Origin of the sequence: Thermopolyspora sp. NPDC052614 (genome assembly GCF_040678635.1) — a bacterium.
Taxonomy (GTDB): Bacteria; Actinomycetota; Actinomycetes; order Streptosporangiales; family Streptosporangiaceae; genus Thermopolyspora.
The window spans coordinates 262978-285640 of sequence record NZ_JBFATZ010000006.1 but is presented as its reverse complement, the minus strand read 5'-3'; the positions used below and the strand labels follow the sequence as shown (position 1 = coordinate 285640).

General features: G+C 73.5%; 20 protein-coding genes. 14 read left to right on the top strand and 6 right to left on the bottom strand.

The window, feature by feature from the left end; genetic code table 11:
* Window positions 1–58 precede the first annotated feature (58 nt).
* The gene (locus AB0K60_RS15885) at window positions 59–757 is read right to left on the bottom strand and encodes a GntR family transcriptional regulator (RefSeq protein ID WP_364054273.1); all 699 of its coding nucleotides are present in this window, start codon (window positions 755–757) and stop codon (window positions 59–61) included.
* A 156-nt stretch (window positions 758–913) separates the two neighbouring features.
* Here AB0K60_RS15885 and AB0K60_RS15880 point away from each other — a divergent pair, with 156 nt between their 5' ends.
* Entirely contained in the window at window positions 914–1729 is an 816-nt protein-coding gene (locus AB0K60_RS15880; RefSeq protein WP_364054270.1) for a DUF1932 domain-containing protein, read from the top strand.
* Window positions 1730–1858: 129 nt separating this feature from the next.
* On the opposite strand, the gene AB0K60_RS15875 is transcribed toward AB0K60_RS15880, so the two are convergent.
* Together AB0K60_RS15875 and AB0K60_RS15870 are read right to left on the bottom strand one after the other, a co-directional pair.
* Window positions 1859–2965 carry a 4-oxalomesaconate tautomerase gene (locus AB0K60_RS15875; RefSeq protein WP_364054267.1) on the bottom strand — a complete coding sequence of 369 codons (1107 nt, stop codon included), beginning with the start codon at window positions 2963–2965 and terminating at the stop codon, window positions 1859–1861.
* Between the two features lie 15 nt (window positions 2966–2980).
* On the bottom strand, window positions 2981–3688 hold the full coding sequence (locus AB0K60_RS15870) for a 4-carboxy-4-hydroxy-2-oxoadipate aldolase/oxaloacetate decarboxylase (RefSeq protein ID WP_364054264.1): 708 nt from the start codon (window positions 3686–3688) through the stop codon (window positions 2981–2983).
* A gap of 418 nt (window positions 3689–4106) precedes the next feature.
* Here AB0K60_RS15870 and AB0K60_RS15865 point away from each other — a divergent pair, with 418 nt between their 5' ends.
* The 7 genes from AB0K60_RS15865 to AB0K60_RS15835 all read left to right on the top strand — a co-directional run bounded on the left by AB0K60_RS15865 (window position 4107) and on the right by AB0K60_RS15835 (window position 14226).
* Window positions 4107–5144 (top strand): Gfo/Idh/MocA family oxidoreductase, encoded by a 1038-nt coding sequence (locus AB0K60_RS15865; protein WP_364054261.1) that lies wholly within the window; start codon window positions 4107–4109, stop codon window positions 5142–5144.
* A 57-nt stretch (window positions 5145–5201) separates the two neighbouring features.
* Complete coding sequence (menB, locus tag AB0K60_RS15860; protein WP_364054258.1) at window positions 5202–6077, top strand: 1,4-dihydroxy-2-naphthoyl-CoA synthase; 876 nt, start codon at window positions 5202–5204, stop codon at window positions 6075–6077.
* 273 nt (window positions 6078–6350) lie between these two features.
* On the top strand, window positions 6351–6878 hold the full coding sequence (locus AB0K60_RS15855; protein WP_364054255.1) for a hypothetical protein: 528 nt from the start codon (window positions 6351–6353) through the stop codon (window positions 6876–6878).
* Entirely contained in the window at window positions 6878–8326 is a 1449-nt protein-coding gene (locus AB0K60_RS15850; RefSeq protein ID WP_364054252.1) for a hypothetical protein, read from the top strand. The genes AB0K60_RS15855 and AB0K60_RS15850 overlap by 1 nt, the downstream gene beginning before the upstream one ends.
* An 8-nt stretch (window positions 8327–8334) precedes the next feature.
* A complete protein-coding gene (locus tag AB0K60_RS15845) occupies window positions 8335–10005 on the top strand; it encodes a VWA domain-containing protein (protein WP_364054249.1) in 1671 nt (556 codons plus the stop codon).
* A 13-nt stretch (window positions 10006–10018) separates the two neighbouring features.
* On the top strand, window positions 10019–11128 hold the full coding sequence (locus tag AB0K60_RS15840) for an AAA family ATPase (RefSeq protein ID WP_364054246.1): 1110 nt from the start codon (window positions 10019–10021) through the stop codon (window positions 11126–11128).
* 185 nt (window positions 11129–11313) lie between these two features.
* Window positions 11314–14226 carry a hypothetical protein gene (locus AB0K60_RS15835; protein ID WP_364054243.1) on the top strand — a complete coding sequence of 971 codons (2913 nt, stop codon included), beginning with the start codon at window positions 11314–11316 and terminating at the stop codon, window positions 14224–14226.
* 131 nt (window positions 14227–14357) lie between these two features.
* On the opposite strand, the gene AB0K60_RS15830 is transcribed toward AB0K60_RS15835, so the two are convergent.
* Entirely contained in the window at window positions 14358–15581 is a 1224-nt protein-coding gene (locus AB0K60_RS15830) for a serine hydrolase domain-containing protein (RefSeq protein WP_364054240.1), read from the bottom strand.
* A gap of 261 nt (window positions 15582–15842) precedes the next feature.
* Here AB0K60_RS15830 and AB0K60_RS15825 point away from each other — a divergent pair, with 261 nt between their 5' ends.
* The 6 genes from AB0K60_RS15825 (at window position 15843) to AB0K60_RS15800 (ending at window position 19859) form a co-directional block, all read left to right on the top strand.
* On the top strand, window positions 15843–16319 hold the full coding sequence (locus AB0K60_RS15825) for a cupin domain-containing protein (RefSeq protein WP_364054237.1): 477 nt from the start codon (window positions 15843–15845) through the stop codon (window positions 16317–16319).
* A 250-nt stretch (window positions 16320–16569) separates the two neighbouring features.
* Complete coding sequence (gene folP / locus AB0K60_RS15820; RefSeq protein WP_364054234.1) at window positions 16570–17427, top strand: dihydropteroate synthase; 858 nt, start codon at window positions 16570–16572, stop codon at window positions 17425–17427.
* Complete coding sequence (locus AB0K60_RS15815) at window positions 17424–18131, top strand: hypothetical protein (protein ID WP_364054231.1); 708 nt, start codon at window positions 17424–17426, stop codon at window positions 18129–18131. Before folP ends, AB0K60_RS15815 begins: the two co-directional genes overlap by 4 nt.
* Window positions 18128–18286: a hypothetical protein gene (locus AB0K60_RS15810; RefSeq protein ID WP_364054228.1), complete on the top strand. Its 159-nt coding sequence runs from the start codon at window positions 18128–18130 to the stop codon at window positions 18284–18286. The genes AB0K60_RS15815 and AB0K60_RS15810 overlap by 4 nt, the downstream gene beginning before the upstream one ends.
* Entirely contained in the window at window positions 18286–19134 is an 849-nt protein-coding gene (locus AB0K60_RS15805) for a GNAT family N-acetyltransferase (protein ID WP_364054856.1), read from the top strand. The genes AB0K60_RS15810 and AB0K60_RS15805 overlap by 1 nt, the downstream gene beginning before the upstream one ends.
* A 260-nt stretch (window positions 19135–19394) precedes the next feature.
* Window positions 19395–19859, top strand: a complete 465-nt coding sequence (locus AB0K60_RS15800) for a hypothetical protein (RefSeq protein WP_364054225.1) — start codon at window positions 19395–19397, stop codon at window positions 19857–19859.
* 67 nt (window positions 19860–19926) lie between these two features.
* On the opposite strand, the gene AB0K60_RS15795 is transcribed toward AB0K60_RS15800, so the two are convergent.
* The gene (locus AB0K60_RS15795; protein WP_364054222.1) at window positions 19927–21027 is read right to left on the bottom strand and encodes an FAD-binding oxidoreductase; all 1101 of its coding nucleotides are present in this window, start codon (window positions 21025–21027) and stop codon (window positions 19927–19929) included.
* A 152-nt stretch (window positions 21028–21179) separates the two neighbouring features.
* Window positions 21180–22613: an NAD(P)/FAD-dependent oxidoreductase gene (locus tag AB0K60_RS15790; protein ID WP_364054219.1), complete on the bottom strand. Its 1434-nt coding sequence runs from the start codon at window positions 22611–22613 to the stop codon at window positions 21180–21182.
* Window positions 22614–22663: the final 50 nt, after the last annotated feature.

Here is a 22663-nt window from a genome sequence, read left to right as displayed (position 1 = left end):
GGCTCGTGTGCCCGGCGGACGACGATCGGCCCGGTGATCGTCCGCGGGGCACGGCCCTCTAGGGGCGCTGGTTTCCGGTGAGCGGATAGGCGGGGGTGTCCGGGACGACCTCCGGAAGGGTGCGGATGACGCTGCGCAAATGGGCGCGCATGGCGCGTTCGGCGAGGTCGGCGTTGCCGGTGCGGATGCCGTCGATGATGGCCAGGTGCTCGGGGAGGGAGAGCGCCGGGCGGCCCGGGTGCATCGACAGGCGGAACTGGTGGCGCACGTTCTGGGCGCGCAGCCGTTCCAGCATGCGCATGGCGGTGCGCTGCCCGCTCATCTCGCGGACGTGGGCGTGCAGCCGTTCGTTGAGCCGCGAGTAGCCGAGCAGGTCGCCGGCGGCGACGGCCGTGCGCATCTGCTCGCCGAGGCGCTGGAGTTCCTCGGCCTTGGCGGGGGTGACCCGCGCGGCGGCCTTGGCGGCGCACAGGCCCTCCACGACCATGCGGACCTCGCAGATCTCGATGGCCTCCTCCAGGGGGACCGCGCGCACCCGGGCGCCGCGGTTGCGTACGCGCTCGATCAGGCCCTCGTTGGCGAGTTCCAGCAGCGCGGCGCGCACGCCGGCGCGGCTGGCGGCGAAGCGCTCGGAGAGGTCGGCCTCGACGAGCCGCTGGTTGGCGACGAACTCGCCGCGCAGGATGGCCTCCCGGATCCCGGTCACCACCTGGCCCTGGCCGTCCCCGGCACGCCGGGAGCCGTCGTGATCGTTCACCGGCACCGCCTCACTGTCATTCCGAAAAACCCTACACCAATATTGTTTGCAATTTTGTTATTGATATGGTGAGCCGGTACGACGACGCGGTGGCTCGTAGGTGGCTTCGTAGGTGGCTTCGTAGGTGGCTTCGTAGGTGGCTAGGTGGGAGGAACGATGACAGCAGCCAGGTCAGCAGCCGACGGTGAGGGGCCCGTCATCGCCGTTCTCGGGCTCGGCGAGGCCGGAGGAGCGATCGCCCGCGACCTGGTCGCCGCCGGAGCGACCGTGCGCGGATACGACCCGGCGGTGCCGGCCCCGCCGCCGATGGTCGCCGCCGCCGGCGAGGCCGACGCCGCCGCCGGAGCCGACCTGGTCCTCAGCGTCAACAGCGCGCACGACGCCATGGAGGCGCTGGTCAACGGCGCCCCGGGCGTCCGCGAAGGAACGGTGTGGGCCGACCTCAACACCGCCTCGCCCGGCCTCAAGGGCGAGCTGGCCGCCGCCGCCCGCGAGCGCGGCGTGCGCTTCGCCGACGTGGCGATCATGGCCCCGGTCCCCGGCCGCGGCCTGCGCACCCCCCTGCTCGTCAGCGGCGAGGGCGCGGCCGACGTCGCCGCGCTGCTCACCCCGCTCGGAGCGTCCGTCCAGGTGCTCGACGGCGAGCCCGGCCTCGCCGCGAGCAGGAAACTGCTGCGCAGCGTCTTCTTCAAGGGCATGGCCGCCGCCGTCGTCGAGGCCCTCGAGGCCGCCCGCGCCGCCGGATGCGAGGAGTGGCTGCGCCAGGACATCGTCGGCGAGTTGTCCGCCGCCGGTCCCGCGACCGTGGACCGCCTCGTCGAGGGCAGTCACCGCCACGCCGTACGGCGTACCCACGAGATGGAGGCCGCCGCCCGGATGCTCACCGAGCTGGGCGTGCCGCCGCTGGTCGCCACCGCCAGCCGGGATCTGCTGGCCCGTCTCGCCGCCGAGGCCGAGGCGGCCAAGGTCTAGCGGGACCGGCCGCGTCCACGCCCCGGCGTACCGGGGACTCGTCGAGACCCCCGGTACGGCGAGCCCCGCCCGCGGCCTCCGCCGGGCGCGGGCGGGGAGGACGCGGGCGCGCGCCGTCATCGCCGCCTCCTACCAGGCGTAGGGGAAGACGGTGCCGTCGAACAGCTTGCGGGCGGTGCGCACCAGGCTGGAGCGGCGGACCCGCGGCGGTGTCGCGGACGTGTCCAGCTCGACGCCGACCTCGAAGGTGCCGGTGGGGTGCTCGACCTTCATCGGGGACCCCGGCGGCGGGATCACCGCGAGGTCGTGGCCGACCGCGTCCTCCATCAGCAGCGCGGTGGCGACCGTGACGGCGCCGAGCACGCCGATCGAGGTGTGCGGCCGGATCGGGATGAACGTGCGGGTGCAGATCAGGCCGCCCTCGCGGGGCGGGGCGACCAGCGTCGTCTTCGGCACCGAGGCGGCGCTGACGTCGCCGAGCCCCATCAGCTTGCCCGCCTGCAGCCGCAGCGACTGGATCCGCTCGCGCAGCGCCTCGTCGGCCCCGAGCTCGGCCACCGGCTCGTAGCCGGTCAGGCCGAAGTCCGAGGCCCTCGCCACCACCACCGGCATGCCGTTGTCGACGCAGGTCACCTCGATGCCGTCGATCACGTCCCGCACCTGCCCGGTGGGCAGCAGGCTGCCGGTGATCGAGCCCTCGGTGTCGGCGAACTCCAGGTCCACCGCCGCCGCGGTGCCCGGCACCCCGGAGATCGCGGTGTCCCCGCGGTAGTCGACCACCCCGCCCGGCGTCGGGAAGGTGGCCGTGGCCAGGCTGCTGGAGTTCACCATCCGGATCCGCACCCGGGTCGTGTCCGGTCCGGCCGGCACCAGGCCGCGTTCGACCGCGAACGGGCCGACCCCGGCGAGCAGGTTGCCGCAGTTCTGCTTGTCGGAAACGGTCGGCTCGTCCACGCCGAGCTGCAGGAACAGGTAGTCGACGTCGGCGTCGGGCTCGGCCGAGCGCGAGACGATGGCGACCTTGCTGGTGAGCGAGTGGGCGCCGCCGACGCCGTCGATCTGCCGGGGGTCGGGGGTGCCCATGATCCGCAGCAGCAGGTCGTTCCTGGTCGCGGTGTCGGCGGGCAGGTCCTCGGCGAGGAAGTAGGCCCCCTTGGAGGTGCCGCCGCGCATCAGCATGCACCGGATTCCTCCGGCCACCGCGGCGTCGAGCGAGAAATCGGATGTCTCGGGCATCGGACCTCCTTGCGTTCAGGCCCCCGTACGGCGGGCGTATTCGTCGGCGGTGATGTACTCCACGCCCAGCCTGTCCAGCGTGGCGCGCATGCCGTAGCGGTCGAGGCCCAGCTCTCCCTGGCGGAACGCCTGCCGGGTGGCCTCCTCCTTGTCCGACCGGGCCTGGGCGGCGTCGATCGCGCGGGACACGTCCTCGCGTGGCACGCACATCACGCCGTCGTCGTCGGCGAGGATGACGTCGCCCGGCCGGATGAGCTGCCCGCCCACGACGATCGGCACGTTCACCGAGCCGGGGGTGGCCTTCACGGTGCCCTGGGCGCTGATCGCGGCCGACCAGACGGGGAAGCCCATCTCGCCCAGCTCGGCCGAGTCCCGCGAGCCCGCGTCGATGATCGCGCCGCGCACGCCGCGCTGCTGCAGCGAGGTGGCGAACAGCTCGCCGAACATGCCGTCGGTGCTCGGCGAGGTGGTGGTCACGACCAGGATGTCGCCGGGGCCGCACTGCTCCACGGCCACGTGGATCATCAGGTTGTCGCCCGGCCAGCACAGCGCCGTCACCGCCGTGCCGCCGATGCGCGAGCCGCGATTGACCGGGCGCAGCCGCGGCCCGAGGAAGCCGACCCTGCCGAGCGCCTCGTGCACGGTCGCCACGCCGTACTTGGCCAGGGCGTCGACCTGCTCCAGCGGCGCACGCTCGTGGCCGGTCACCACCACGCCCCTCATGCCGCCACCTCCGTCACGCGACGATCGGATCCGGCGTACGGCTCGCGCGGCAGGCGGAGCATCCGACCCGGCCATGCTGGTGATGCCATCGAGTACCCTCTCATGCAATCGGGCGTGCGGCCGGTGCGTGCCGCGCGAGGCCGCCCGGCAACGCCTGAGCGCGCGCTCTGACCGGCACTCCGCCGCCCTTCGCCGTTCATCGTCACCCACATTGCTGCCTGTCGCCGATATTGTCAACAATTTTGGTGTTGTCAACAATTTCGGCTGCGTTCCCGCGCCGTCGCGCGGGCGTCCCCATCCGAAGGCCGAGCGCCTCGATCTGGCGTCGCGGGCCTGGGACAGGTACGAATGGATCACAACCGGACGGCGATCCCGAAAGCGCGGGCCGGGCGGCGGCTGCGGGAAGGGCGGATGCGGCATGGCGGACGGGACGGGCGGCACGGCGGAGCGGGAGCCGCTGCGGATCGGCGTGCTGGGAGCGGCGCGGATCGCCGGCGCGGCGATCGCCCGGCCGGCCCGGGACGGGGGACACCGGCTGGTCGCGATCGCGGCCCGGGACCGGGCGCGCGCCGAGGAGTTCGCCGCCCGGCACGGCGTGGAAAGGGTCGCAGGCTCCTACGCCGAGGTGGTCACGGACCCGCGGGTCGAGGTCGTCTACAACCCGCTGCCCAACGGCCTGCACGGCCCGTGGAACCTGGCGGCGCTGGCGGCGGGCAAGCACGTGCTGACCGAGAAGCCGTCGGCCGCCAACCGCGAGGAGGCCGCCGAGGTCCGCGACGCCGTCGCCAAGGCGGGGACCGTCTTCATGGAGGGGTTCCACTACCTGTTCCACCCGGTCACCCGCCGCCTGCACGAACTGGTGGACGGCGGCGAACTCGGCGAGATCCGGCACGTCGCGGCGTCCTTCCAGGTGAAGGGGCCGCCCGACGACGACCCGCGCTGGTCGCTCGCGCTGGCCGGCGGGGCGCTCATGGACCTCGGCTGCTACAACCTGCACGCCCTTCGCATGCTCGCCCCGTGGACCGGCGGCGAGCCCCGGGTCGTCGCCGCGCGGGGCGGCGAGCGGGCGGGCCTGCCCGGCGTGGACGAATGGCTCGACGCCGATCTCGAGTTCCCGGGCGGGGCCACCGCGTCGGCCCGCTGCCACATGTCCTACGACGGGCGCGTCATCGCCTTACGCGTCGTCGGCTCCCGGGGCGAGGCCACCGCCGTGTCGTTCGCCCTACCCCACCAGGACAACCGCGTCATCATTCGCACGCCGGACGGCGAACGCGTCGAGACCCCCGGCGACCGCACCTCCTACCACTACCAACTGGAGGCCTTCGCCGCCCACGTACGGCACGGCACGCCCCTGCCGATCGACGCCGACGACGCCGTCGCCACGATGGCCCTGATCGACGACGCGTACCGGGCCGCCGGATTCGAGCCCCGGCCGCGTCACGACCGCTCCGCGTGAGGGCCCGCGCGGCGTGCGGTGACGGACGATCGAACCGGGTGCAGTACGCTGCCGTCCATGGCTGACATCCGGCCGGGCGACGGCGCACGAGACCTGGACGAACCGGTGAAGTGGACGCCGGTTCGCGAATACGAGGACATCCGGTTCGAATACAGCGGAGACGGCATCGCGAAGGTGACCATCTGCCGCCCCGAGGTGCGCAACGCCTTCCGGCCGCAGACGCTGATCGAGATGTCCGACGCGCTCGTCATCGCGCGGGAGGACCCGTCGATCGGCGTGATCATCCTCACCGGCGAGGGGGACAAGGCCTTCTGCTCCGGCGGCGACCAGCGGGTGCGCGGCGACACCGGCTACCTGACCGACCCGTCCGACGCCGCGGGCGTCGGCCGCTTCCACGTCACCGACCTGCAGATCCAGATCCGGCGGCTGCCCAAGCCGGTCGTCGCCATGGTCGCCGGGTACGCCATCGGCGGCGGCCACGTGCTGCACCTCGTCTGCGACCTCACGATCGCGGCGGACAACGCCCGCTTCGGCCAGGTCGGCCCCAAGGTCGGCTCCTTCGACGGCGGATACGGCGCCGGTCTGCTGGCCGAGCTGGTCGGGTTCAAGAAGGCCAAGGAGATCTGGTTCCTGTGCCGCCAGTACGACGCGCGGCAGGCGCTGGAGATGGGCCTGGTCAACACCGTGGTCCCGCTGGCCGACCTGGAGAAGGAGACGGTCTCCTGGTGCCGCGAGATGCTGCGGATGTCGCCGACGGCCCTGCGCCTGATGAAGGCGAGCTTCAACGCCGCCGTGGACGGCATGGCCGGCATCCAGCAACTCGCCCACGACGCCAACCTGCTCTTCTACGCCACCGAGGAGGCCAAGGAGGGCCGCGAGGCGTACAAGGCCAAGCGCGTCCCCGACTTCGGCAGGTTCCCCCGCCGCCCCTGACCCCGGACGCCCAGACCACGGAAACCGCGATGCCACGGGCACGCCGACCCCCGGCGTGCCCTTCGTCGTCTCCCGGGCCGATCGCCATCGGCTCGCTCTGCCATCTGTAGCGCTCTGATCTGCGGGAGCGGATCCGATCCCCGGGACTTGCCGTGAAGGCGATCAAACTGTCGGCGGCCCCCGCTACATTCCCGGTGCATTGATCGGCCGGTCGCGAAGGTGCCGCCGTACAGGGGCCGGCATCCGCGAGCCGAAGGGCTGGAGGTCGCAATCGTGAACGCGGACGCAACCGCGTGGGAGCACATGCCAGAGCGCATGTGGGAGCGCAGCAGTACGGTACGGGTCGTCCCGCCCGTACGGCCGCGCAAACTGGCGAAGGTCCCCTTCGTGGAGCTGGCCGACGGACGCCTGCAGGGCGTGGTGTCGAGCGGCTCGGACATCGCCCGGGTGTACGTCTCATCGATAGCCGCCGGGAGCCACGACTACAACTGCAGCACCAACAACAACCGGCCGTGCGGCGCGCTGCGCGGCTCGCCGTGCAAGCACCTGATCGCCCTGGTCGAGGAGGCCGTGCTGCAGTACGGGGTGGAGCGCGTGGCCCGCTACCTGCGCATCGACGCCGGTGACGACGCCACCACGGGGGTGGACCTGATCCTGCTGCTGAAGGGCGGCCACCAGAAGACGGCGGGCGCGATGGTGTTCAGCCGCTTCCTGCGCCATTTGGCCTACCTGGAGCTGCCCGTCACCACGGCGCCGCTGCCCGAGATGCACTGGTTCCCGGCCACGGGGGCGGTGCGCTGATGCTGGGGACGCAGGCGGCCGAACTGCAGGACGGTCCTCCGCCCGGCGTCGCGGAGGCCCTCGAACTGATCGACGGCTTCGACGGGGCGCTGGCGCACGGGTTCGCCCGGCTGGGCGAGGATCACGGCGCCGCCCTGGCAGCGCTGGCCGGCGCGCTCGCGGCCACGCCGCTGGGCGACCGGCTCGCCGAGGCCGTGGCCAAGGCCGCCGCCGGGTCGGCCGGGGAAGAGCACCTGTCGGCGCTGGCGGGGGCGCGGACCGCGTTGTTCGGCGCGGTGCACGACGCCCTGCTCGCCCGGCTCGACGCCGCCCTGGGGCGCGGCCGTACCGAATGGGAGCTGGAGCGCGGCGGTGCCGAAGGGGATGATCCCGCCGCCCCCGCCGCGACGGAGGCGGGCAACCTGCTCGCCGGGTGCCGGTCCTGGCTGCACGAGCTGGCCGTCGCCGGCTGGCGCGGCGTCGACCACGACCTGGTGTCGGCGTCGAGCCAGATGCTGGAGGCCCTGCTCGCCGAGCCGGGGCTGCGGCGCGCGGCGGTGCTGCTGGACGGCCTCGCGGCCGAGCTGCGCGCCTCCTGCCCGGTCGGGACCATGGAACACCTGCCCGCACGGCGCTGGGCCGACCTGTGGGCTCGCGCGCTGCTGCTGACGCAGACCCCGCCGGACGGCGGCCCCGCGCCGATGGCGGCCGAGCCCGTCGGCACGGCGTCGGGGCGGCTGCTGATCCTCGGCGTGGACGTGCACGAGCACGCCACGGCCGTGCAACTGCAGGTGCACGCGGTGCTGGAGGGCGACGGCCCGCCCCGCCTGGTGCGCACCGCCGTCGCCGCCGCGAAGGTGGACACGATCGTCGGCCCGGCCCTGTGGAAGCTGTTCGCCGACCACCCGGTGCTGCTGGGCGCGCTGGCCGGGCGGGTGTCCCTCGACGTCACCGACCTGCCCCTGCTGCCCGGCGGCGACCTCATCTGGCAGGATGACCGGGCGCGGCCGGGTGAGCCCGCCGACCCGTTCGTCACAGCCCGCGTACGCCTCGCCGAGGCGACGGCCCCCGCCGTACCGCCGCTGGAACGGCACCCGGTGCGCATCGCCGAGCCGGTCCTGCTGGAGGGGTACCGCGCCTCGACCGGCGACGGCGGCTCGCTCACCTTCACCCTGGACCAGGGCGCGGCCCTGCCGGTCGCCGTCGACCGGCTGCCGTCCTGCGGCCCGCTCACGCCGCAGTCGGTCGCCAAGTCCACGGCCTGCGTCGGGCTGCTGCGCTGGGACGCCGGGCGGTGGTGGCTTCAGCCGCTGGCCGTCCAGTCCACGGTCAAGGGCAAGACGACCACGGCCCACAACGGCGAGTGGGCGCTCGGCCCCACCGATCCCAAGGTCGTCAAGGCCGAGGCGCGGGCCGGCGACGCGGTCGCGGTGCTGCGCGAGCGGGCGGGACGGTTGCTGCGGCGATGACCGATCCCATGAGTGACACCATGCGCGCCCCTGCGCGCGACTCCGTGAGCGACTCCGTGAGCCGCATGCACGAGAACCGGCGGCAGGTCCTCTACTGGCGGCTGCTGGCCCGCCTGTTCGACCCCGAGGAGCAGCCGTCCCTGGAGTCGGTCAGCGTCGCGATCGTGGACGACATCGGCCTGCCCGCCGCCCTGCTCGACCCGTCCGTTTCGGTCGACAACGTGATCCAGCGGTTCCCCGACCTCGCCGCCGAACTGCGGGGGCTCATGGTGCCCGACGAGACCCCGAACGGCTCGGCCCCCGGAACGGGGCACGGCCCGGCGGGTGATGCCGTACCCGGGGACGGCGAGAACCAGGTCGGCCCAAGCGGTGACCCGGCCCCGCATTCTCCAGGCCGAGGCGGCTCCGGCACCGAGCGGCCCGGCGATGGCGAGGCAACTGTCCCGGCGGCGGAGACGAACGGAGCCGGGAAGACGGACCATGGCGGGATCCGAGCGGACGATCAGCCCGCCACGCAGGCGGAACGGGTCGGCTCCGCTGCCGAACCGTCTGGCTCGGGCGAGGCGGAGCATGCCGGGACCGGGGCGGGCGAGCATGCTGCGACCGAGGCGGGGCGGGCCGGGGCCGCGGAGGTGCGGCGGGCCGCGCTGGTGTCGAAGCTGCTGCTCAACGTGTTCTCGACCGGCACCGGCAACGTCACCGCCGGTCAGCTCGCCGGGTGGCAACAGGACGCCGGATGGTTGGAGTGCGCTCTCGGCTGCGAGCCGGGCGAGTTGCGCGCCCACCCCGCGCGCAGCGAGTTGGGCGGCGTCCTGGCCGGGCTGGAGGGCGACCTGGTCAAGCGCATGCACCTGCGCGAGGTGCTGGCCGACCCGAGGCTGGCCCGGCGGCTCACGCCGAGCATGTCGTTGGTCGAGCAGTTGCTGCGGGACAAGGCGAACCTGTCGGGGGTCGCGCTGGCCAACGCCAAGGCGCTGATCCGCAGGTTCGTCGACGAGGTGGCCGAGGTGCTGCGCACCCAGGTGGAGAAGACCAGCGTCGGAACCATCGACCGGTCGGTGCCGCCCAAGCGGGTGTTCCGCAACCTCGACCTGGAACGCACGATCTGGAAGAACCTCACCAACTGGAACGCGGAGGACGAGCGGCTCTACGTCGACCGGCTCTACTACCGCCACACCGCCCGCCGTACCACCCCGGCCCGGCTGATCGTGGTGGTGGACCAGTCGGGGTCGATGGTCGACGCGATGGTCAACTGCACCATCCTGGCGTCGATCTTCGCCGGGCTGCCCAAGGTGGACGTGCACCTGATCGCGTACGACACGCGGGCGCTCGACCTGACCCCGTGGGTGAACGACCCCTTCGAGGTGCTGCTGCGCACCACGCTCGGCGGCGGCACCAACGGCACCGTCGCGATGAACCTCGCCCGCCCGAAGATCGCCGACCCGCGCAACACGGCGATGGTGTGGATCTCCGACTTCTACGACGTGCGGGAGCTGATGACCGAGTTCGAGGCCGTGCACCGCTCCGGGGTGCGCCTCATCCCGGTCGGCTCGGTGAACAGCTCGGGCCACCAGAGCGTGGACCCGTGGTACCGCGAACGCCTGAAGGACCTGGGCACCCCGGTCATCTCCGGGCACATCCGCAAGCTCGTGTTCGAGCTCAAGACCTTCCTCGGTTAGGAGATATCAACATATGTCCGAAATGCTGCGTGCCCCGGCCGAAGTCAAGTACGCCGAGGAGCTGGACTGGCTGGAGTCCGTCGACGACGGCCCCAAGCCGTTCTCGTGGCGGCTCAGCCCCCGCATGGTGCGGCTGTTCGTGCTCGGCTCCGAGCCGTCCGACGGCCTGGACCGCGAGATCCCGCAGAAGTGGTTCGGCGACCGCTCGTTCGTCGAGCGCAGCATCGTCACCCTCGCCTCCGACCGCGGCCTGCTGCTGATCGGCGACCCCGGCACCGGCAAGAGCTGGCTCGCCGAGCTGCTCGCCGCCGCCATCTGCCGCAACTCCACCCTCGTCGTGCAGGGAACGGCCGGCACCACCGAGGACCACATCAAGTACTCGTGGAACGTGTCCATGGTGATCGCCCGCGGCCAGTCCCGCGAGTCGATGATCCCCTCGCCGATCATGACGGCGATGGAGCAGGGCGTGATCGGCCGCTTCGAGGAGCTGACCCGAGCCACCAGCGACGTCCAGGACGCGCTCATCTCCATCCTGTCGGAGAAGTACGTGTCCATCCCCGAGCTGGAGGAGGACAACATCGTCTTCGCCAAGCCGGGCTTCTCCGTCATCGCCACCGCCAACAGCCGCGACCGGGGCGTCAACGACCTGTCGTCGGCGCTGAAGCGCCGCTTCAACTTCGTCCGCATCCCCGTGGTGTCGAACAAGCGCAGCGAGGCGGAGATCGTCCGCTTCCGCACCACCGAGCTGCTGCGCCGCCACCGCATCGAGCTGGAGGTGCCGCCGAGCCTGCTCGACATCCTGCTGCAGAGCTTCGCCGACCTGCGCGCCGCGTCCGCGTCGGCGAGCAGCGACGACGAGCGGCTGGAGTCCGCGCTCTCCACGGCCGAGCAGATCGGCGTCCTCGAGGACGCCATCCTGCACAGCCACTTCTTCGGCGACCGCACCCTCAGCCCCGAGACCCTCGCCGGATCGCTCGTCGGCTCGCTGGCCCGGCGCAGCCCCGAGGACCTGGCCATCCTCAACAAGTACTGGCACGGCGTCGTCGAGCCGCGCGGCAAGGACGGCGGGCCGTGGCAGGGCTTCCTCGAAGGCGGACGCCAGGCCCTCACCACCCTGTCCTAGCGGGGTCCCGGCCCGGCAGGGCGCGGCCTCCGGCTCACCCGGCAGGCCGCCGCCCGGGGCACGCACCACCGTCCGCCCGCCGCCGCGGCGGGCGGACGGCCACGCCCGTACACCACGGTAAGGAGAGACGTGACCCCTCCGCCCCCTCCCCGACCCGACCGACCGGCCCTTCCCGGAGGCCCCCGATGAGCGAGATGACGGCCACCGGCACCGGCCCCGGCACGGGTCCCCTCCCCGGCGCGGGTCCTTTCGACGCCCTGCGCGGGCAACTGCTCGACGCCGCCGCCGCGTTCGCGGACACGCCCGACGCGCTGTCGGGCATCCTCACCGGGATCGTCGACGACGTGGACCGCGCGCTGCGCGAAAAGCTGGAAATCTTCCCGGTCTGCCACCACTCGCCCGCCTCGGCGCTGGCGATGGCCCGCCGCCTGTGGGAGAAACAGCCCAAGGTCATCTACCTGGAGCTGTGCGAGGACCTCCGGCCGCTCCTCACCGAGCTGCGCAACTGCCGGCTGCCGGTGGCGCTGCAGGCGTTCGCCTCCGAGACCGACGGCTTCCCGCCCGACTGGACGCCGCTCAGCGTCGTCGCGCCGATCACCGAGGCGTCCGCCGAGTACCAGGCGATCGCCTACGCCCTCGACACCCCCGGCGTCGAAATCGTGCCGGTGGACCGGTCGACCGACCACGTCTTCCAGTGGGAGCCCAGGCGCGCCGTACCCGGGGACGACGGGCCGCGGGCGGAGGGCGAGGAGGAGGCCGAGCACGAGGACGCGTCCCTGCACGGCGACGCCGTCGGCCTCGAGATCGGCGACCTGCGGCCCCGGTTCGCCGAACTGGAGGCGCACCTGCTGCACCACGGCAAGGTGCGGCACTGGTCGGAGTGGTGGGACCAGTACGTCGAGCAGCCGCTCAGCGGCGCGGACTACGCGACCTACCGCCAGGTCATGGTCCTCATCGGCAGCCTGTTCCGGCGGCTGCGCCCCGACGACCCCGAGCGCGTCCGCGTCGACGAGGACCGCGAGCGCTACATGTGGACGCGCATGCGCGAGCACCTCGCCGCGTCGGGCGCCGACCCCGCGGACTGCCTGTACGTGTGCGGCGCCTTCCACGCCGCCAGCCGCGTCGAGCAGTTCGGCCTGGCCTCGGACGCGCCGCCGTTCGAGATCAGCCCGCGCACCGGCACCCGCTGGCTCTACGGGCTGATCCCGTCCAGCCACTCGGCGATCGAGGCCCAGTTCGGGCTGGCCCCCGGCTCGGTGTCGATCGCCGCCGCGACCTTCGGCAAGGCGGTGAAACGCACCGGCGTCAAGCCGTTCCGGCTGCAGGGGCAGAAGGGCGGCAGCAGCGGCGGCGGCCGGGCCGCCGCGACCGGCAGGACCGCTGCAACGGCGACGGCCGCCGAGCAGCCGGTGGCCGACCGGCTGTCCGGCTTCCTCACCCGCCCGCCCGCGCTCGACGGCCTGGACGAGGCCGAGCTGCTCGACTGGTGCGTCGAGATCGTCCGGCTCGCCCGCCGCAACGGCTACCTCGCCAGCACCGCCGACGCCATCGCCGTGTTCGAGACCTCGATCCTGCTGGCCGGCATGCGCAACCGGGCGCGCCCCACCCCGTACGACTTCCAGGACGCGGCCGTCACCTGCATCGAGAAGGACACCGTGCCCGGCCGCCGCGACGTGCGCCGCCTGTGCGAGATCCTGCTCGGCGGCGACAGGATCGGCCAGGTCGGCTACCACGCCCTGCCGCCGCTCGCACGCGACGTCTACGACCGGCTCGCACCTCTGGGGGTGAACCTGGACAAGCGCACCATCCAGCGGGCGCTGCTCGACCTGCGGGCCGACCCGCACCTGGAGCCCTGCTCGCGGCTGCTGTGGATGCTGCGCTACCTGCTGCCCGACCGCGCCGTACGACCGATCATGGGGGAGCGGCGGCTCGGCGAGCGCTCCATCCAGGAGTCGTGGGACCTCGACATCGGCCGCAACCAGCGGGCGATCATCGAGCTCGGGTACGAGGGCGTCACCGTCGAGCAGGTGCTGGAGCAGCGGCTGCGCCGGGCCGTGTACGACCCGAAGGCCACCGCCGCGACCGCGCTCGCCGCCGTCGAGGACGCGATCCTGTTCCTCGGCTCGCGGCGGCTCGCCGACGAGCTCGGCGCACGGGCCGTGGAACTGCTGTCCGCCGAACGGACCGTGGACGACGCGCCCGAGGTGCTGCGCCGCATCCGCCGCCTCCTCGCCTACCACCGGTCGGCCGAGCCCGCGCTGCCCGCCTGGTGCGAGGCGTTCGTCACCACCGGATACGCGCACTACTGCACGCTGCTGCCCACCGCGTTCGTGGACGACGACTCCGGGGTGCGGCAGGTCGCCGCGATGCTCGGATTCCTGTTCACGCTGGAGAGCCTGGCGCTGTCGCTCGGCTGCGACCGGGCCCAGCTCGAGCTCGCCGTACGCCAGTCGCATCCCGAGACCCCGGCGAAGACGGCGCTGCTGTGGGCCGCGCAGACCCAACTCGGCGTGCTGCACCGCGACGAGCTGCGGTCCCGCTGCGACGAACTGCTCGCCAACCCGCTCATCGTCCCCGCCGTGCCGGAGTACTTGAGCGGCTTCATGCAGGCCCTCGAACCGGCGCCGGGCCTGACGCCCTTCGTCGTCGAACTCATGTCGAAGGCGTTCGCCCGGCTGCCCGACCCGGTCCTGCTGCCCTGGCTGCCCAGCCTGATCACCACCCTCAAGCGGCAGGGCCCCGAACTGGTGCCGGTGCTGATCCGCGAGGCGGGCCGTACGTTCCCGGCGAGCCTGGCGGCCCTCGACGCCTGGACCCCGCCCTGGTCGGCGGCGAAGACGCCGCAGGCGTCGCCAACCGCCCTCGCCCCTGCCGCGTCCGGCCCTGGGTCCGGCCCGGCGTCCGGCCCTGTGCCCGAACTGCTGGCCGAACATCCGGCCACGACCGACGCGGTGGCCGCCCTGCTGGGCTGCGCGGGCGAGTGGCAGGCGGTGGCGCAGGACGTCGAAGCCCCCTTCCACCGGGAGGTGGCCGAACTGCTGGCGCACCACCCGCAGACCGCCGACGCCGTCGGCGCGCTGCTCGCCCCGGCCCGCTGACCCGTCCCACCGCCCCGACCCGCCGTCAGGCCGTCAGCCGTCAGGACGTCCACGGTCGCGGCCTGACGGCACGGTGGGCGGCGGAAGCATGGGGGCTGCCGGCCCGTAGCAGGGACGCGCCGACGTTGCCGTCAGGAGACGATCGCCTGGTGGACGAGTTGCCTCAGCCGGGTGCGGATCGGCCGCACGCCGTGCTGGGTGACCTGGGTGAGGAAGACGACCGTGATGTCCTCGGCCGGATCCACCCAGAACAGGGTGCTCGCCGCGCCGCCCCAGTGGAACTCGCCCTCCGAGGCGATGGTCTTGACCCTCGCCGCGTCCTGCACGACCGCGAAGCCGAGCCCGAACCCCTCGCCGTCGACGGCCTCGCCGAACGGCGTGGCGCCGTACGCCTTCAGGTCGGCCTCGCCCGGCAGGTGGTTGCGGGTCATGTAGGCGAGCGTGCGCGGCCCGAGCAGCCGCATGCCGTCGAGTTCGCCGCCGCGCAGCAGCATCTGCGTGAAGCGGTGGTAGTCGCCGGCGGTGGAGACCAGCCCGGCCCCTCCCGAGGGCGCCCGCGTGGGCCGCAGGACGGCGTCGCCCCCGGCGGCCGGTACGGCACGGCCGCCCAGCGAGGTCGTGTACAGCGACGCGAGCCGGTCGGCCTTCCCCTCCTCGACCCGGAAGCCGGTGTCGGACATGCCGAGCGGCCCGAACACGCGCTCGGCGAGGAAACGATCGAACGGCATGCCCGAAACCACCTCGATGACCCGCCCGAGCACGTCCGTCGCGACCGAGTAGTTCCACCGCGAACCGGGCTCGAACAGCAGCGGCAGCCCGGCCACCCGGTCGGCGAACCCGGCGAGGTCGTCATCCGGTATGCCCTGGGTCAGCCCGGCCGCGCGGTACAGCTCGTCCACCACGCCGGCGCGCTGCCAGCCGTACACGAGCCCGGCGGTATGCGTGAGCAGATGCCAGATCCGCACCGGCTCGTCCGCCGGACGGGTCACCGGCGCGGACGCGGGCCCGCTCTCGTAGACCCTGACGTCGCCGAACGAGGGGATGTAGTCGGCGACCGGATCGTTCAGCGTGATCCGGCCCTCCTCGTACAGCATCATGGCCGCGACCGAGGTGACCGGCTTGGTCATCGAGTACATGCGGAACAACGTGTCGGTCTCGACCGGCGCCCCCGAGGCGATGTCGCGCGCCCCGTACGTGGACAGGTACGCGATCTCGCCGCCCCTGCTCACCAGCACCAGCCAGCCGGGCAGCCGCCCGCCGTCCACGTACGCCGAGAAATGCGCGTCGATCCGCCGCAGCCGCTCACCGTCGAGACCGACCTCCGCCGGATCGCAGGTGACCTTGAGCTCGCCCATCTCCGCCTCCTCGCCGCTCGATGACCGCGCCTCAAACCTGGGCCCCAAACCTAAGCCCCGAACCTAAGCCCCAAACCTAATGCGGCGACGCGCATCGGTGACCGGCGGGTGGGACATCGGCTCGCCGAGAGGCGCGCGGGGGTTTCCCAAGGAGGTACGCGGTGAGAAGGTGGCGTGGGCCCCCGAGCGTGCCGCCCGATCGCGGTGACGGGCACTCGGCACGGGGGGGCGAGGCGTTGGCTCGACGGCAAGGGGGACATCTTGGCAGCGCACTCCGACGGCTTCCACCGGCGTCTCTACCAGGTGACACCCGCGGCGTTGTCCGGCGACACCGCCCAGACCAGCGGCATGCGGCGGCTGGAGGCGATCTCCGGCCGGGCCCTGGGCTCGGACCGGCTGTGGATGGGACAGACCCACGTCGCCCCCGGCACGGCTTCGGGCGACCACCACCACGGCGACTCGGAGACCGGCATCTATGTGGTGAGCGGCCACCCCGAGTTCGTGTTCCTCGACGAGACGGGGGAGGAGCCCGTCGAGCGGCGCCTGCGGACCGGCCCCGGCGACTACGTCTACGTGCCCCCGTGGGTGCCGCACCGCGAGGAGAACCCCGACCCGGACGAGGAGGCCGTGGTCGTCATCGCCCGCACCACGCAGGAGGCGATCGTCGTCAACCTCCCCGACCTGCGCTGGACCGGCCCCGCCGGAGCCCCCGGTCCGGATCCGGAAGGGCGACACTAGAGTTCACCCTGTGGGCAGGTGAGCGGTCGGGGCCGGCGCGCCGAGGCGCGGGATGGGCCGGATCCGGGCGCGGTCCGCGTCCGCACGCGGGCCCGGCCGGAAGCCCGAGACGGTCGCGGCCCCAGAAGACGAGGAGGCGGAGCATCTTGGTTGAGCCTGCCGGTGGGCGGCCGTGCCGCCCGACACGGGCGCAGGGCCGGAGAAATCCCGTTTCCACGGGCACGGTACGGCGAAGCGAGGCGGCCCGCCCATGCTGAAGCTACGCGACCGCACCTTCACCGGCGAGCCGCTGATCATGGCGATCGTCAACCGCACCCCCGACTCCTTCTACGACAAGGGCGCGACCTTCGACCGGGAACAGGCGCTGCGCCGCGTCGACGAGGTCGTCGCCGAAGGGGCCGACATCGTCGACATCGGCGGCGTCAAGGCCGCCCCCGGCGCCGAGGTGGACGTGGCCGAGGAGATCGCCCGCACGGTCCCGTTCGTCGCCGAGGTCCGCGACCGCCACCCCGACCTGATCATCAGCGTGGACACCTGGCGGCACGAGGTGGGACGCGAGGCGTGCCGCGCCGGCGCGGACCTGCTCAACGACGCCTGGGGCGGCGTGGATCCCCGGCTCGCCGAGGTGGCCGCCGAGTTCGGCGTGGGCCTGGTCTGCACCCACGCCGGCGGCCTGCCGCCGCGCACCCGCCCGCACCGCGTCGAGTACCGGGACGTGGTCGCCGACGTCATCGAGGGCACCACGGCGCTGGCGAAGCGGGCCGTCGAGGTGGGCGTCGATCCCGAGCGGGTGCTCATCGACCCCGGCCACGACTTCGCCAAGAACACCTGGCACTCCCTGGAGGTGACCCGCCGCCTGGACGAGATGGTGGCCACCGGCTGGCCGGTGCTGGTGTCGCTGTCCAACAAGGACTTCGTCGGCGAGTCCCTCGGCCTGCCCGTGGAGGAGCGCATGTACGGCACGCTCGCGGTGAGCGCGCTGTGCGCCTGGCAGGGGGCACAGGTGTTCCGCGCGCACAACGTCGCGCCCACCCGGCAGGTGCTCGACATGGTCGCCGTGACCCGGGGCGTGCGCGCCCCCGCGCGGGCCGTACGGGGGCTGGCGTGATCGTCGCCGTGGCCTGCGTGCCGCAGGCGCCGCTGCTGCTCCCCGAGGTCACCGGCGGGCGGGTGCCCGAGGTCGAGCGCCTCCGGACGGCCGCCCGCGACGCGGTCCGCGCCGTCCTCGACGCGGGCGTGGACGAGCTCGTCGTGCTCGGCGGCGCCCCGGCCACACGCACCTACCCGGCGGACGCGCCCAGCCCGGCGGGACGCCTCGCGCCCACCCCGGGCCGCCGCCCGGAGGCGGACGCGCTGCCGGTGTCGCTCGCCGTGGGCCGCGCGCTTCTGGACCGCTGCCCGGTGCCGTGGCTGCTGGAGGGAGTGGGCCGGGACGAACCCGCGCAGGCCGCCGCGGCCCTCGGCGAGAAGATCGCGGCACGGCCGGCCCGCACCGGCCTGATCGTGGCCGCCGACGGCAGCGCCCGGCGCGGCGAGAAGGCCCCCGGCTACGTGGACCCCCGCGCCCCCGAAGCCGACGCGCTGATCGGCGACGCGCTCGCCCGCGCCGACACCGCGGCCCTGCTCGCCCTCGACGCCGCCCTCTGCGCCGAGCTGATGATCGAGGGCCGCGCGGCCTGGCAGGCCATGGCCGCCGCCTGCCGCGACACCGCCTGGACCGTCCACACCCGGTACGCCGACGATCCGTTCGGCGTGGCGTACCGGGTGGCGACCTGGCTGGCCGCCGATTACCCGAGGGCGGCCGCGTCGTGATGCGTCGCATCCACTCCGCGCAGGAGGCCGAGGCGCTGGCCGACCTCGCCACCGCCTGGACCGTCCGCACCCGGTACGCCGACGATCCGTTCGGCGTGGCGTACCGGGTGGCGATCTGGCTGGCCGCCGATTACCCGATGGGGGTCGCGTCGTGATGCGTCGCATCCACTCCGCGCAGGAGGCCGAGGCGCTGGCCGCCCTCGCCACCGCCGCCCTCACCCTCGACGTCGCCGAGGCCCCGGCGCTGTTCACCCGCCTGGCCACGCCACCCCCCGAGCGCCGCTGGACCGCCCTGGTGGCCGGCCGCGACGACGGCGTCGTGTTCGCCTCGATCTCGGGCCGGGACCCCTCGGTGGGCCACATCGACCTGCTCGCCGTACACCCGCGAGCGCAGGGTCGTGGACTCGGCCGCGCCCTGGCCGAGGCGGCCGAGGACTGGCTGCGCGCCGAGGGCGCGACCCGCGTCCGCCTCGCCGGGAACCCCCCGTGCTACGCCTGGCCGGGCATCGACGTCCGCGCCACCCCGGCCGCCTGCCTTGCCGAACGACTCGGCTACACACACGACGGCATGGCCTGGAACATGACCGCCGACCTCACCCGCGACCTGTCCGCCCCCGTCCCGCCCGGCGTCACCGTATCCACCGCCGCCCCCGGCGAACGGGGCGAACTCGCCGCCTTCGTCCGCGAGCACTGGACCCCCGAGTGGGCCTGGGAGGTCGAGCAGGCCACCGGCTGCCACTACGCCACCCGCGACGGCGAGATCCTCGGCTTCGCCGCCTGGGGCGCCCGCCCCGCCTGGTTCGGCCCCACGGGCACCGCCCCCGCCGCCCGCGGCCTCGGCATCGGCCGCGTCCTGCTCCTGCGCTGCCTCGCCGAGCAACGCGCCACCGGCATGACCACCGCCCAGATCGGCTGGGTCGGCCCCCTGCGCTTCTACTCCCGCGCCGTGGGCGCCCGCGCCGAACGCGTCTTCTGGCAGTACGCCCGCGACCTCGCCACCTGACCGAGCGCCGAGACGGCGAGGCCGGGGCGATCAAAAACCCACGGCACCTGGCGGACGAAACCGCAGGGTTCGGCGAGTCGCGTCCCCAGCGACCGGCCGGAACCGGTCCCCGGAACGGAGAAGCGGTCCCGCCGACCGCCGTGGGACCCCCGTCGGCGCGATGGTTACCCAAATCGTCAGCGAACCGGCCGTTCGATGATCGTTAGTCGCCCCAGGCGAGTAGGCTGGCGGCGTCCCATGCGCTGATCGAGGAGCCGCCGATGACCGCTGACCCGACGATGGCCCGCATCGGCGAGGCTGTGGAACTGAACCACCACCGAGGTCAGCCTGGGGCCGCTCGCGAGTTGTTCGCCCAGATCTGGGAGGACATCGGCGGCGAGCAAGGCGATCCGCTGCACGTGTGCGTCCTCGCCCATTCGATGGCCGATGTGCAGGACGACGTGCAGCAGGAACTGATGTGGGACCTGCGGGCGCTCGCCGCCGCCGATCTGATCACCGACGAGCGGGTCGCCCAGACCGGGCTGCCGATTTCCGTGGCCGGACTGTATCCGTCATTGCACCTCAACCTGACCGACTGCTACCGCAAGCTGGGCGATCTCGACCGCGCCCGTGAGCACCTCGAAAAGGCGCGGGCCACGATCGGCGCGCTCGGCGACGACGAGTATGGACAGCTCATCAAGGGTGGCCTGGAACGGCTGGCCGAACAGCTGAGTGACGCTCCCTGATCGCCCCGAGGCGACCGCCCATCGAACTGCAGAGCCGGTCAGGACGGACGTATCGGTGGCGCAGCGGTCAGATGACCACCTTTTCGGCGCGGGACATCCCCCGGCGGAAGCGGTCGGCGGACAGCGGGGTGAGATCGAGGGTGGGCTCGCGATCGAGGATGAGTTCGGCGAGGTGCTCGCCGACGGCGGGGGACTGCTGGAAGCCGTGGCCGGAGAAGCCGGTGGCGTAGTAGAGGCCCTCGACGGGCGCGGCGCCGATCATCGCGTTGTGGTCGGGGCTCATGTCGTAGAAGCCCCACCAGGACGAGCCGATCGGGAGGTCGGCGATGGCGGGCAGCCGTCGTACGGCGGGGAGGGCGAGGTCCTCCAGGGTGCGCTCGCGTCCGCCGAACAGCAGGCCCGGGCCCTCGCGGTGGAAGTAGAAGCCGGTGGAGAAGTCGATGGTCAGCGGGGCGTGGGCGGGGACGCCGCCGTCGGCGCCGGAGAAGTGGATCCAGCGGGCCTCGCCGTGCACCGGCAGGTCGTACCCGGCCTGGCGGGCGATCTCGGCCGAGCCAACCCCGGCGGCGCAGACGACGGCCCGGGCGGCGATCGGGCCTTCGGCGGTGTCGACGCCGGTGACGCGTCCTGCGGCGGTGCGGACGCCGGTCACGCCGCAGCCGGTTCTGACCGTGACGCCGAGCCGCCGGGCCGCCGCCGCGTACCCCTGGACGACCGATTCGGGGGCGGCGTAGCCCTCCCACGGGCAGAACGTGGCGGCCAGCAGGTCGTCGGCGCGGATCGGCGGGACGAGCTCGCGGGCCCGGTCCAGGTCGATCGTCTCGGTGGGGATTCCGAGGTCGCGCTGCATGCGTACGGCGCGCTCGAAGACGGCCACGTCGTCGGCCCGGTCCAGCAGGAACAGGTAGCCGACCTGCTTGAAGTCGATCGGTACGCCGGTGAGTTCGGCGAAGGACGTGAACTCGGGCAGCGAGCGCAGCACCAGCCGGCAGTTGAGCTCGTCGGCGTGCTGGAGCCGGATGCCGCCCGCCGCCTTGCTGGTCGAGCCGCCGCCCAGCTCGCCCTCCTCAAGGAGGACGACGTCGGTGCACCCCAGCGCCGCGAGGTGGTAGGCGACGCTGGTGCCGACGCAGCCCCCACCGATGATCACTACCTCTGCCGTCCGCACCGGCATCGCTCCTCGATCGGGAATTCCAATGGGATGGTAACTACCGATTCGTCCGTTGGCGCATGGCGGGCCGGGATCGGGGCGGCCGGAGGCACGCCCGGTGCACGGGCTCTCGCCTCCGGCCCGTCAGCCGGGGGGAGCCGCCGGGCGGATCAGCGGGAGCGCCCGCCCCCGCGACGCAGGTGCCGCAGCGCGGACCGGGCGGCGTTGTAGCCGCACATCCCGTGCACGCCCGGACCGGGCGGGGTGGCCGACGAGCACAGGAACACACCCGGGATGCCGGTGGCGTAGGGGTCGAGGGCGGGGCGGGGCCGAACCAGCAACTGCGCGCCGGAACTCGCGCCGGTGCCGATGTCGCCGCCGACGTAGTTGGGGTTGTAGGCGGACATCCGGGCCACCGTGCGGATGTGGCGGGCGGCGACCCGCTCGCGGAAACCGGGGGCGAACCGTTCGATCTGGTCCACGATCGCCTCGGTGGCGTTGCCCGGATGGCCGTGCGGCACGTGCGCGTAGGCCCAGACCGGGTGGAGGTCGCCGGACGAACGCGTCGGATCGGCCAGGTACTGCTGCCCGACGAGCACGAACGGGCGCTCGGGCATGCGGCCGCGCACGATGCTCTCCTCGGCCGCCGCGACCTGCTCGAAGGTGCCGCCCAGGTGCACGGTCCCGGCCCTGCCGGAGTACTCGTCCCGCCAGGGGACCCCGCCCTCGACGGCGAAGTCCACCTTGTACGCGGCCGGGCCGTACCGGAACCGCCGGTAGGCGCGCGCGACCCGCCCCGGCAGCCGATCGCCCGCCATCCGCGTCACCGCCAGCGGCGACATGTCCAGCAGCACCACGTCGTATCCGTCCAGCGCGTCGAGGGAATCGACCCGCACCCCGGTCTCCACGGTCCCGCCGAGATCGGCGAGCAGCGCCGCCAGCGCGCCGACGATCGACCGGGAGCCGCCCTCGGCGACCGGCCACCCGTGCGCGTGCCCGGCCGCGATCAGCAGCAGCCCGATCGAGGCGCTCAGCGGCGCCCGCAGCGAGCCGAACGCGTGCGCCGCCGCCCCGGCGAACAGCGCCCGCGCCTCCGGCCGCCGCCACGTCCGCGCCACCCACGACGCCGGGGCGACGGCCCGGCTTCCGAATCGCGCCAGCGTGAACGGATGCGCGGGCCAGTGCGCGATCGGCCGGAACACGTCCTCCACCAGGTCGTCGAAGTCCCGGCCGAGCGGCCCGAACACCCTCATCCACGCCCCGCCGTCCGGCCCCAGCGCCCGCGCCGTGCGCCTGATGTCGCGCCACAGCACCCCGGCCGCGCCCGAGTCCAGCGGATGCGTCAGGTCGATCTCCGGCCACCGCCACCGCAGGCCGTACTTCTCCAGCCCGAGCGACCGCAGGTACGGCGAGGCCACCCCCGCCGGATGCACCGCCGAGCAGTCGTCGTGGATGAGCCCCGGCAGCGTGAGCGCCGACGACCGCGCGCCCCCGCCGATCGTCGGCATGGCCTCAAGCACCCGCACCCGGACCCCGTGACGGGCCAGGCAGACGGCGGCGGCGAGCCCGTTCGGGCCGCTCCCCACCACGACGGCAGTGGCCATGTCCCGCCCTCCGTCCTGGCCCTCCGAGCCGGTCCCGCTCCGCCGGATCC